Genomic DNA, 13,727 nt, shown 5'->3' on the forward strand with positions numbered 1-13,727 from the left:
TTTGATTATATTATACTGTTGCTCCGCAATTAGAGCAAGCAATAAGACTTTACATTTCCGCAATTAACTATTGCTTTTTGGTTTTTTCACTTTTTACTATGTTCTATGTCTTGTCCCATCACTTCCCGCATAGTTTTCTGCCCACTTCGTCTTGCAACTTCTTCCTTTTTCTCATTCAGTTTTGTAAGGACAGATTCTTTTTGACGGTTCTTTTTATCTTTTGGTGCAGCATTATTCTTAAGTCCGTCAATCATATTATAATTTGCTTCCTCTGTGATTTCCGCACTTCGCAGGTATTCTCCATTCTCCATATACTTCTGCCAGTTATCCAGTTTCGGTTTATAGTCTTCTGTCTGCTCCTGCACTGGCGGATGAAGCGAATCAAGAATCTTCTGTTTTACTACATCATCAAATCCATTGTAAGTACCGTCTACAAGCACATTCCCGTTCTGATCTAAGACTACATACGCAACATCTTTCCCATATTGTTCATGCTCCATAAGAAAATAATTTTTTCCCTCTATCAACAGATAATCTATTACTTCCCATGTTCCGTCTTTTCCCTCTATTTCATATCCAACTGTATCTTTGGTAAGTCCACCGCTTTCTGAAGATATGACTTTCATAAAATCAGAAATCTCTATAAAAGTGTCTTTGTTTACATAGTAAGTGGTCATGACCCCCTCATCATTCAGGATCAGCACATCACTGGTACTGACTGCATGACCTTTATAATTGTGCGGCTGTTTCTTCTCCAGCTCCTTTTTTATCTGCTCCGGTGTTTCTCCCAGCTTCATTGTTCCCAGATACACCTGTTCATAATTTTCCATCTGCACAGGAATCTGATCCTTTGCAAGTTCCTCATAGGTTCGGAAAAGAAGATTTCTCAATTCCGGTTTCTTTTTTAGCTGATAAACTGCAAACTGACTTGCACTCATTCTCCATCCACCTCCAGATCTGCTTTATAGATTTCTACCGTTTTCTGCAGTTCTTCATATCCCTCATCGCTAAGATAGTAGAGCTTCTGAATCGTTGTAAAAATCAGCAGTTTCATATCTTCGTCCAGATAGGAAAAAATCTCATCCATCGCTTCCATTGTCTGAATCCGGTTTCCTGCATCAAAAATTGCGACTGCTATATATTCATCTTCCTCAAACCTTACCATCATAATGTTACATCTCCCTTCTTATGTGCCTTGGATTTTTCTTTCGACGTATTCTGCTCCTGCTCTTTTATTTTCGCCTGACGCTCTCTGAGTGCCTGAAGAACGGATTCTTTTCTGCTCTTTGGTTGCGGAACGTTTTCTTTTTGTATAGGCTTCTCCTCTATTTTCGTAAGCTCCTGCTTTTGGGCAAAATATTTTTCCACATCATCCATTGCTTTTTGTACTAATGGACTTTCCTTATAATGCTGAATCATATCCACATCTTCCCGGTCAACTTTTCCCAGTCGCATAAGATCATACGGTCCGTCATAATCACTTCCATCATGCAGTTCAAATCCAACACCTTTTATTCCATTCATGCGATCTGCAGGAATCGTTTCATAAATGCGTAATGCTTCTTCCAGGGTAAGGTTCTCATGATACTCACCCATAACAGGAAATTCCATACACTCCGCAACATAAAAAGTGATCGTGGCTTCTGGCTGTTTCTGCTCTGGCTGCCTGGTAAAAACAGAGAGTGTTTCTGCATTTTCCAGACGTGACAGTAATGACCGGGCAGTGACTACATCACTGTCTATATCCGATTCTTCCGACACCTCAGTCAGCCAGTCTTTTAAACCTGCTGTATCCTTGTTCAAAATATCCTCTGTAATTTTCTCGACCTGTTCTTCCCTATTTTCAACACTATCTTTATATTCATAAGTATCATACTCATAACTAAAATTATCCAAGTCCACTGCGAGTTTCTTGATTTCCTGCTGATCAAGATAGGCTTCGGATTCCTTTATATATTCTGCTAGGGTAATCCTTTCTTCTGAGATTGGGTTAATGTCTATTTTAATGCCTGCTATTGCCATACCATAGGAATTCAATTCGTTAAAAAAACTATCCTCCCGAATATTTCCTCGATAAGAAAGCACCACATCAAGATCAGAATCTGCACGATACAGGTCATCTCTGCTTCTGGAACCATGTACTCTCGCCCCAATCAATGTAACTTCATTTTCCAGTCCCATTTCTTCCAGAACAGCTCTTGCATGAAATAAAACTTCATATTCAATTTCTGCCCTGTCCATCCCATTCAATGCTGTTTCACATCTGCCAAGTTCCGAAGTGAATCGAACATCTCCACTGGCCAGCACTTCTTTAGAATGACTGATTACCTTATCCCGAAACTCCCTGTCATCAACTTTTACACATTCAACATCTTCCAATCCTTCATTTTTCAAGCTGGCATACATTGCTTTCTGAATAGAATCTTCTGGATTTCCACAGGCATCTCCTGAAATTTCATGAAGTTCCTGATCATAAACCAGGTATTTATAGCCATCCTCCGTCGGTTGCACTGTTAAATACATACCAGACATTTTAAATTGTACGGTTATTCCCTCATAACTTTTTAATGCCGCTTCCCTGTCATAACCATCAAAAAAAGCCTTTGGGCAAGTACGTTCAAATTGTATCTTCTCCAGTCTCTCTTCTTCTGCATATTCAATTTCTGCATACAGTTCTTCATAATCCATCACGCTTGCATCTTCTATCGAAAGTCCTTCCTCTTCCAAAATATTCTCCATTGCTTCAGTAATAGAAATAGTCGGATCATCATAAACGCCGCCATCCAGTTCCAGATAATCTTTATCATAGAATGTATAATCATAACCATCTTCTACCGTATGAATTGTAAAATACTGATCTCCAATCTGGTATGCTATCTCTGTATCATGCACTGCCAGACTGTTTCCTATCTCTTTAAAAGTATTGTATATCTGCGGATTCAGCCATCCTTCCACTTCCTGGCAATCATAAATCAATGTATCTATTCCATTCTTGCACTGAATAAAATCAAGACTACCTCGCAACGGTGCTGTATTTTCAATTCCAAGAGCTTTCATTTTATGATTAGGCAGAGAGTAATATGCTCCAAGGGCAGCTCCCAAATCCTTATATCTCTCGATCTTCATCCCACCTTTTGCTGCCAGATCTTCGATCACATAATATTGGTCAATATAATGATTTTCTGGCATTTTCAGGTCAATGCCATTATTTTCTCTGACTTTATGTATCTCGAAAAAACTGAATTTCTGTTCTTCCCCCTGCAGATTCTGTCCGGTCAGTGTCGGCTCCCATGTGTCCGTACTGATTGGCTGCTGTTCCATGATTTTCATAACTGTTCCGTCTGCTAAGATAACTGTTGCCTGTTCTGGAATATCCATCAGGTCATATACCGTTGCACCATTTTCTTCCAGATATTCTGAAATAGCTTCCCTGGCTCCTTCATCAAATCCATGCCAGATGTCTTCTGCCACCAGTGTTCCATTTTCCGATACGATAATATCCGCCACGTCCTGACCGTATTCCTCATTCCGCATCTGGAAAAATCGCTCCCCATGATACGTTTTCATATCCATCACATACCAAGTGCCTGTATGTCCGTCTGCTTCATATCCTCTTGTAGTTTCAGTGATATGCTGATTTTTCACACCAAGCACCTCCTCCAGTTTCCAGGTACGGATTTCTTTTCTTGCCATATCAATGAAGCCATTCAGGACTGCAGGATGACTGCCCACAATATAGTCCCTGTTCAGATCCATTCCCCGGCTGATATTTTCCGGAATATCAATGCCATCTGCCCATCGTTTATTGCCATCAGAAAATCTTCCATCATGGGAAAGCTGTTTCAATGTATTTGCAAGAACAAAGGCAACCCGTTCTTCCCCGTATTTCTCAACCACGCTTACTGCAGTATCTGGATTTAAACGCATACCGTCAAAGCCCTCTGCGATTGCCTGTTCGATTGCATTTTTACAGTCGATATTCAGTTTTCTGGAATCCAGATAAGCATCTACATTTCTCTCCTGCATAGCCTTTTCCAAAGTTCCCATATAAACTTCCGGATATGCTTTTACTGGATTGGCATTTAACATTTCAGCTCTCTGTGCCACAAAGTCCGGCAGTTCTGTAAATCCAAAAGAATCTACATAGTATGCGGTTAATCTGCCGCCCCGGTTCATAATGATCACATCACTGACTGACATGGAATGTCCGGTAAAATCGTTTGGTCGTTCTATATTAAAACGCTCAAAGAGGTTATCCAGTGTCGTAGCATCTCTCAGTCTTTCACTGTAAACCATCTGATAGTCTTTGCCATCTACGGTAAATCCCATTTCTTTTGCCGTTTCCAGGCTTAAAAATTGATACCCTCTTTCTTCCTGTCCGCTGTTGATCTGGTAAATTCCATAGCGGTTTCCATCACTTTCTAAAAGAAGTGTTTCTTTGATCTTTGCTTTTTCTTCCGGTGTCATAACCGTTTCCTGACTTCTCCGGTAATTGTCCCATTCAAATTTTGTCACTCCGAATAACCCGTCATGCTGTAAAATATCCAGTTCCAGATTCATAACTCTTTGCGACTGCTCCTGACCACCCACTGCTCCGGTCAGTCCGTAAACCGTTACTCCCTCATGGTGCAATTCCACTGCCCGTTCCCTGGTAAGTGGAAGCATACTTTCTGAATAAAATCCGGCTTCGTGCAGTTCTGATAAACCGATCATCGAATCCGGCAGACTGTCAATCTGTTCCTCAGCTTCTCCAATCAGTTTTAGTACCGTTTCTCTATTTCCATTCAGAATAGATTCTGAAAGATTCTCTGCCAGTTTTTCCGTCGCTTCCCTATCATCCAGTTTATAAGCAAAATTCACGATAAGATTTCTCTGGTCATTGTTGAAAATCGTCCGTTCCTGCTCCAGACGGTTAATGGTCTGTTCTGCATACTGCATGGCACTCATTTCTTCTGTCTGCTCCACAACGGCTGCTTCCTGCTCTGGTCTTTCTATCTGAAGTTCTCTGAGCTTTTCCTCAATCTGTCCGATCATATCAGCAGAAGTCTTACGGATGGTGTCCATAGAAGCACGAAGCTCTTTCATATTTTTACCGGAAGACCAGCTTGCAATATAGGAAAAAGAATACTCTGATGTGTCCAGTCCAAAATGGTTACATACCACATAGGCAACACTTTCTGCTTCCACTTCCCTTGTAAGCTGATCTTTTACGATGCCCTCCGCTTCCATCTGGTCACGATCATGCAATACTGCATGTGCGGTTTCATGCACCGCTGTTTTCATAGTCTGCGCTTCACTCATGCCTGGTTGGACAGCGATATATTTATCGACAAGCTGATAAAAGCCTTTCGCCTCGCCGTCAATCTCAATAAAGCGGATAGGAACCGGAGCAACCATCTTTAATGCTTCCATAAAATCATGGTAGATCAGAACATCCCCTCCAGTTCCGATACCTCAAACTCTGGAATCGGTTCTCCTGTGGTCTGACTGACATCAAATACTGTCGTAACCCGGAATCTTGTAATGACACGTTCTACTACTTCTGTTTCCGGCTGTCCATCTTCCCCGATCACAATCTCTCCTGTTTCCGGATCAGTTTTTTCAATCTCCTGTTTCTCTTTATACGGAGCCGGGGCAATGATCTGGATGCCCTTTTCCCCTCTTTTTACCTGCCGGTTGAATTTCTTCTGCCATGCCTGGTACCCTGCTACCAGTGTCGCTTCCGGTTTCTGCATGGCGATCAGCAGAGTATTATTGAAACTGTAATTATGGAACTTTGCCATTGTTTTCAGATATTCAGTATATTTTTCTGATGTGAATATTTCTGCAACGCCCTGTTCCAACTGCTCTGTAATCTGCTTTAATTGTTCTTCTCTGTTTGCCATAATCAAATCCTCCATAGAAAAATCCCGCCAAAGCTCTGGTCACTCTGACGGGATACCCTTTATAACTCCTGTTCGTGTTTCTTTTTTGGTTTCTGCTGTGTTTCGCTTGTCTGCTCCTGCTGTTTCTGTTCTTTCAGTCTTTCCAGAATAGACGTTTTATGAACACTGTCAGCGATTCTGTCCTGACGTTCCTCTGGTACATTTACTTCCGGGTTTTCCCCAATGCCTTCATCTGCCAGAAGATTTTCTCCCCCTTTCTCATCCATGTTGAGCATGGCATTTAATTCTGCCAGACGTTCCATTTTTTCACTCAGTTCCGCTTCTTTCGGAAATGGCTTCTGCACCTCTTCCTGTGCGGTCTTTAACTGCTGTTGTACCGTTTCCAGATTCTGCTCAGTATCTGCCAGCTTTTTCTCGATTGCAGAAAGTGCATTGTGAATCCTCTGGATATTGCCCAAGGTATCCTTTCCGAACTCAATCTTATAAGAACATTTTCCCTTGATCGTCATGGTATAGGTATTTGACAGGAAATTGTATTCTGAAGAAAGTGCAAAACCATGATATTCCCCGATCTGCCCGGCTGATTTTACGGACTTCAAACTGGATGCTGCTGAAATGAGTGCAACTCCCGCTTCTTTTTTATCTGTATACAGCTTTCCACCGACTGTCATTGCAAAGTGGTCATTATCCTGTAAATCTATTCCTTTTACCACATCTGCATCTACACGCATACCGGCAATCTTCTCTTTTAATGCTGTAATCTGTACCGGATACCGCTTTGCAATATCCGATTCCAGGCGATAGATCTGACTGGTGTGGTTTGCTTTCAGAAGTTTCAGTTTACTTACCTGCACATCCAGATCCATTTTTTCCTTGATGTATTCGTTTCCTGTTGCCAGTGCTTTAATCTCTGCATAGGACAGGGCTGTATCATCTACATCCTCACAGGCACGAACCGGGGATTTACTGGTCATGATCTGCGAAATAAACTTCTGCTTGTTTTCCAGAATCTGCCACATGTACGAATCAAACGTATTTTCCGTTACATACCGGAAGATTTTTACTTTATCATTCTGGTTTCCCTGTCTGAGAATACGTCCCTCCTGCTGTTCCAGGTCAGACGGTTTCCAGGGGCAGTCCAGATGATGCAGTGCAAGTAGTCTGTCCTGAACGTTGGTACCAGCACCGAGTTTCGGAGTGGAACCCATCAGGATTCTTACCTGCCCGGCCCGCACCTTTGCAAACAGCTCCGCTTTTTTTACCTCCGTATTGTACTCATGGATAAATGCGATCTGCTCTTTCGGGATTCCCCGTTCCACCAGCTTGTTTCTCACATCATCATAAACGTTGAACGTTCCGTCAGTTTTCGGTGTGCTGAGGTCACAGAAGATCAACTGGGTAGCCTGTGTATCTTTTCCGTCCTCCCATACCTGGAAAGCATTCTCCACACAGGCATTTACCTTGCTTTCCCCTGCATCCGGCAGCATATCATTTAACAACCTCTGGTCTAATGCACATTTTCTTCCGTCGTTGGTAATCTTGAGCATGTTATCTACCCTTGGATCTACCATACCGCCCCTGACCTGTTCGGCACGTTCTGAAAAGGCTTCCACCATTTCTTTCTGTTCCTCACTCGGCTTTAACACTTCATTGATATATTCTGCTTCTGGTACTGGAAGATTCAGCATATCTGCGGTCTGAATATCCGCAGCTTCCTTAAATATTGAGATCAGCTCTGGAAGATTAAAAAAACGGGCAAATCGTGTTTTTGCACGATAACCCGTCCCTTCCGGTGACAATTCGATTGCCGTAACTGTTTCTCCAAAAGTTGCTGCCCACGAATCAAAATGTCCCATTCCCATATTCATTAAAGTATCATACTGGAGGTATCTCATAATGGTGTATAATTCAGTCATACTGTTTGATACAGGTGTTCCCGTTGCAAACGTGATTCCTTTTCCTCCGGTAATCTCATCCATATACCTGCATTTCATAAACATATCCGAACTTTTCTGTGCATCGGTCTGTGAAATGCCTGCCACATTCCGCATTTTTGTGTATAAAAAAAGGTTCTTGTAAAAATGTGACTCGTCCACAAACAGCCTGTCCACGCCTAATTGCTCAAAAGTCACAACATCATCCTTTCGTGTCTGGTCATTCAGTTTTTCCAGTTTTGCTTTCAGGGTTTTCTTTGTTTTTTCCATCTGTTTGATGGTATACTGCTGTCCTGCTTCCTCTTTTGCCGCTTCGATAGAATAGGTAATGTCTGCAATCTGGTCTTCCAATAATGCAATCTGCCTTTCCCTGGAAAGAGGAATTTTCTCGAACTGGCTGTGTCCAATAATGACCGCATCATAATCCCCGGTTGCAATTCTGGAACAGAACCTTTTTCTGTTTGCCGGTTCAAAATCTTTCTTTGTTGCCACCAGAATATTCGCTCCCGGATATAAGCGTAAGAAATCGCTTCCCCACTGTTCCAGCAAATGGTTTGGAACCACATAAAGGCTCTTTTGTGCCAGTCCCAGACGCTTGCTCTCCATGCCGGCTGCAATCATCTGGAACGTCTTGCCTGCACCTACGCAGTGTGCAAGCAGGGTATTATTTCCATAAAGGATATGTGCCACCGCATTTTTCTGATGATCCATCAGCTTAATTTCCGGATTCATTCCGACAAACTGGATGTGACTGCCATCATATTCCCTTGGTCGGATGCTGTTAAACCGTTCATTATAAATCTTGCAGAGTGTTTCCCGTCGGCTCATATCCTTAAAGATCCACTCTTTAAATTCCTCCCGGATCAGTTCCTGCTTCTGCTGTGCCAGGGTAGTTTCTTTCCGGTTCAGTACCCGGTGTTCCCCATCCGCATCATGTATTGTGTCATAGATTTTTGTATCACGCAGATTCAGTGCATCTTCCAACAGCCTGTAAGCATTTGCCCTCTGTGTTCCGTAAGTTGCGGTGGAAAGCGGGTTATTGCTGCTGTCCACGTTCTTTCCTTTTACGTTCCACTGCCCGGTCACTTCCGCATACTGTACTTTGATACGCTCATAATTGATATGCTGTCGTGGTGTATGGAATGTTTCTGCCATGAACTCTGTAATATAGTCCGGGGAAATCCATGTTGCACCAAGCCTTGCTTCAATCTCGGAAGCATCCAGGTCTTTCGGCTGTACCCGTTCCAGCGCCTGCACATTGACCATATATTCCGGATGGTTTTCTGCAAACTGCCTTGCAATGTTCAGCTTCTCCCTGACATTCCCGGAAAGATACTCGTCGGATGGCTCCCATTTATCCGTAAGCGGATTCTTGAAAATAACCCCCGTAAGCTCCTCTGTGACCTCTTCCTCTGTTTTCCCGGTAAGCTCCATCATATAAGGAATATCTACTTTTGCTTTTTCCCCGATAGATACCGCCAGTGCCTCACTTGCCGTATCTACCGATGTTACCGGCTCTGCCCTGCGGATCGTCCTCTTCGTGAATATGTCTGCTTTCCGCTTCAACTCTCCCTTTTCGTCCAGAAATTCAAGGGAAGTCAAAAGGCAATAGCTGCTGTCCATGCTGAACGCTCTTTTATTCGCATTGCTGCTAAGAAGCCCATACTTTGCAGTAAAGCTGTCATAAACCTGATTCAATTCAGCCTGTAAGCTGGCAACCTCTTCATCACTGCATTCTTCCAACTGCCGTTCCAGAAGCCTGTTTGTTGCATCCCGGATGGCAACCATGCCTCTGACACGCTCGCCTGTCATAACGGGAAGTTCCATCTTATTCATAACAGAATTTTCCCTGTAATAAATATCCTCTCCGACAAGTGCAAAGCTAAAATTCTTAATGTTCGGATCTGCTGGTATGGATACCACCTGTTCTTCCAGTTCCGTATCCGAAATCTCCTGCTCTGTAATAGTTCCCTGGATATGCTTTACTGCTTTTTTTAACTGCTCTGCCAGATCTGCTCCCTCTTTTGCCTTTACCGTCACTTCCTGTTTTCCGTACTGGGTACTTTCTGTTGTGAACTCCCCAAGTACCATTTCCGGGTGGTCGGCAAAATAGGAATTGACCATATAGCCTTCCGGTGTAGTTTTTAACTGTACCCAGTCTGGCTCTGTGATTGCAGCCCTGTTCCTTTTTTGAAAAAACAGAATATCCGCAACCACACTGGCATTGGCGTTTCTCTGGAAAGCATTGTTCGGTAAACGGATTGCCCCCAGCAGGTCTGCCCGGTTTGCAAAATACTGTCGGACTTCCGGATTCTGTTTATCCATCGTACCGCTTGATGTGACAACTGCCACCACTCCGCCCGGACGTACCAGGTCTAAGGATTTTGCAATAAAATAATCATGGATCATAAAATGGTATCTGTCATACTTGCGGTCACTGACCTGATATGCCCCAAACGGTACATTTCCGATTACACAGTCAAAAAAGCTGTCTGGGTAACTGGTTTCCTCAAATCCCTGTACTGCAATCCTGTTTTTCTGGTAAAGTTGTTTTGCAATCTGCCCGGAAACCGGATCAAGCTCCACACCATACATATTTGCAGCACCCATACTTTCCGGTAAAAGTCCCATAAAGTTTCCTACTCCACAGGACGGTTCCAGGATATTTCCCTGTTTCAGTCCCATATTTCCAAGAGCTTCATACATTGCTTTAATAACTGTCGGAGAAGTATAAAAGGCGTTCAGCGTTGATGCCCTTGCTGCACTGTATTCTTCTGGTGTGAGGATTCCTTTTAACTGCGTATATTCCTCTTTCCATGCACTGTTTCTTTCCTCGAAAGCCTGGGGAATGCCGCCCCATCCAACATATCTTGACAACACTTCCTGTTCTTCCGGTGTTGCTAATCTCTGATCCTGTTCCAGTTCTTTCAGCAGCCGGATAGCTTCCATATTTGCTTTAAACTTTGCTTTTGGACCGCCAGAGCCAAGGTCATCGTCCGTAATATGAAAATTATGAGGTTCCTGCTCTACAATCTGTTCTTTTATATCTTCCGGTCCTGTTTCTTCCTCTGTTTTTATTTCCGGTTCTGCTTCTGGTTCACTGATAATTTGCTCCGGTTCCGCATCTTCTATATCTTCTTCTGGTTCGGAAGCACTCACAATATCAAATAAAGACATCTGATATCCATTTAAGCCATCTGCCTGATCTGGTACTTCCTGTGCCGGAAAAATCGTATAGCTACCCTCTACATACTGATGTACTTCCGTCAAAAGCTGTAATTTCTTCTCATAAGTTTCATTTACTGATTCAAAATCCAATGGCAGCATCGCCAGAGCATCATCCATCGCCTGTAATAATTTCTGCGACTGCTCCGAATCATTCAGCATAACAGGAAGTTCTTTTCTTGCTTCTTCATTAAAGAAATCCTGCTTAAACGGACGCTCGATTTCTTCTGGCAGTCTTGCATAAAAGCTGATCACTTTTCCTGCAATCCGTTCCCTCTCATATTCCGGCATACGGGAATAATCTGCGGAACGTAAGAACTGCTGGTTATCAATCAGGTAGCCGATTCTTTTTGCCACTTTTGCCCAGGGCAGCAACACCGAAGTATCTGGATTCCCATAGTCCCCTCTCTCCAGCTTCAACCCTTTCCCGTCATAATCTGCATGTGAATTATCTGCCCCACATAAAGCATGGCTCTGACCGCCTATCCCATATTTTTCCTTGATAAAATCTGTCCTTGCCTTATCATCTTCATTCAGAAGATAAAAAGAATAGGTATAAAGCCTTCCATCCGAATACGGACCTCCACCGGCAAGAAAAGCATCTATTTCATCTTGGGTAATAAACACCTTATGTTCCTGCCATGCGAATTCATCTCTTGCACTGTATGGAATTACTTCTGCAGCAAATTTCTGAAACTGACCGGATATTCTGACCGGATTATAGGTGCGGAACCGCATAATACTTTTATCTTCCTCATAAGCCATTGCCAGTCCTTCCAGACGCTCATTCAGATCTGTCAACCACTGCGGATCTGTCAGTTTCTCTTCCAGATAATCTGTTATTTCCGGATAAATACTGCGAAGATATGGTAAATCTTCTTCATCAAAAACAAGTTCTGCCACACCCTCTGCCATGTCTGCTTTCATATAGGCAAGTGACTGTGCATGTTCCTTTACTGCATTTTCCCTTGCAACATCCAGTACCGACTGCGGTGCATATTCGCCCTGTTTCAAAAGCTGATGGATACGTCCACTCACATCTTCCCAGGATAAAAACGCTTTATCCAGAATCTGATCGGTAACGGTATGCCCTACTGCAATCTGCAATCCCGTTTCGTCAAACCAGACAGAATATTCCATGCCATTGATTTCAAAACCTTTTCCACCAGTTCCATACTCCCGCTTTACAAACTCCGTATATTCTTCCGGTGTCTGTTCACTCATAAAATTATAGATAATACGAAGCTGGCTTTTACTTCGGTTTCCCCCGGTTCTTAAAACCTCATCAACCACTTCACTTGGAATGGCAATCTCCCCGGCATAGCGGGCAGCTATTCTGTTTTCGATTTCCCTTTTCTGTTCATTTACAGATGGAAGTTCGGGCAAAGATAAAGCAGAGGCAATTTCTTCCTCTGCTTTACTTAACTGATCTTCACTTGTATCTTCAATTAGCTGTACACCAATTCCGTCAAGATGCTCTCTTCCGCTGTTGCCGTCAGACTGTTCATATGGGCTGTCCACGCCATCGGGTTCTCCTCTTTCGACGGTGCCGGATTCTTCTCCAAAAGTTTCTCCATCTGTACTTCCAATCTCTTCTGTGCTGTTTTCTCGATTTCTTCCAGATGGCTGTTCAATTTCCCTGTCAGCAACAGACTCTGATACAGGCTGTTCTTGTGTTCTTTCAGAAATGTCCTTCGCAGCATTCCGTATTTCCCAATCTGTGCTTCTGTCTCCTGGATTGTCAGATTCGGAAACAGATAATCCCCTTTGCGATGATATGTCAGTTCCATGCTCATTTCCTCCTTCATTTTCCTGTGGATATTCGTTTTCTATGATTCTGTTGTTATTCTCTTCGCTTTCGCGAATTAACGTGTTAAATTTATTATAATTCCTTTCTTCCGAATTTTCAATACCCTTTTTCATTTCTTCTAATGAAATACGGTGTACAAATCTTCCAATATCCACTAACACAGACTCACTGGCCATGCTCGTTGCATTTCCAATAAATGTCAGCACTGATAAGCTGTTATAATCTGTGATATGTACAAAGTCCATTTCTTCCTGCCGTTCCAACGGATCAAGCCCACATCTGGAAGCCAGCGTATAATAAATGCTGTCTGTCAACAGACTGCGAAATTCGCTGCGGATGGTATCTTCTTCCAGCTCCTCCAGGTACGTTCCTTCTGTCACATACGTCAAGCCATCCAGATATTCATCCAGGTTTTCTTCCACCATGTATTTTGCTGTTGCCATCAGTGCATCAGAAAGATTGCCTGCATCCTTAGCTTCCAGTCCGTAAACTTCTTCTAAATGGTTTAATAAGGCATCTTGTTGTTTCTCCTGTAACTGCCACAAATACGGTGTTCTTCCACCTTTTACCTTATGAGTATCCTGAATATCAAATACATACCGGAATCTTGTTTTCTGCATAGTTTCATCTAAAAGAGCAATTCCCTTTGCTCCTCGATTTACCCACCGCAGCATTTTTTCATTCCATAATTCCAAAGAAGCACAGGCAGTTGCTTTTGGACGCTGTGCGTGGATCAAAAGCTGATCCATAAATGGATACCGATACAGCCTGGCTGCAGTATCCAGATAATTCATCCAATCTCGCGGTGAACTGCTGATACGGGTTGCATGATATTCTGCAAGTCCCCGTATCTCATCTAAATGAGCCATAACT

At 42.9% G+C, this 13,727-nt stretch carries 3 protein-coding genes and 1 pseudogene; all 4 read right to left on the reverse strand.

Annotated elements, in window-relative coordinates; all coding sequences use genetic code 11:
* Positions 1 to 86: 86 nt before the first annotated feature.
* Positions 87 to 938: a YodL domain-containing protein gene (locus EYS05_RS06005; protein WP_005421655.1), complete on the reverse strand. Its 852-nt coding sequence runs from the start codon at positions 936 to 938 to the stop codon at positions 87 to 89.
* Positions 935 to 1,168, reverse strand: coding sequence for a transposon-transfer assisting family protein (locus tag EYS05_RS06010; RefSeq protein ID WP_005421654.1), 234 nt, complete (start codon positions 1,166 to 1,168; stop codon positions 935 to 937). The genes EYS05_RS06005 and EYS05_RS06010 overlap by 4 nt, the downstream gene beginning before the upstream one ends.
* Positions 1,165 to 5,885, reverse strand: a pseudogene (locus EYS05_RS06015) (DUF3849 domain-containing protein). Before EYS05_RS06015 ends, EYS05_RS06010 begins: the two are co-directional and overlap by 4 nt.
* Before the next feature lie 59 nt (positions 5,886 to 5,944).
* Entirely contained in the window at positions 5,945 to 13,723 is a 7,779-nt protein-coding gene (locus EYS05_RS17880; RefSeq protein ID WP_138276806.1) for a DEAD/DEAH box helicase family protein, read from the reverse strand.
* Positions 13,724 to 13,727: the final 4 nt, after the last annotated feature.

It is taken from the genome of Blautia sp. SC05B48 (assembly GCF_005848555.1).
Classification (GTDB): Bacteria; Bacillota; Clostridia; order Lachnospirales; family Lachnospiraceae; genus Blautia_A.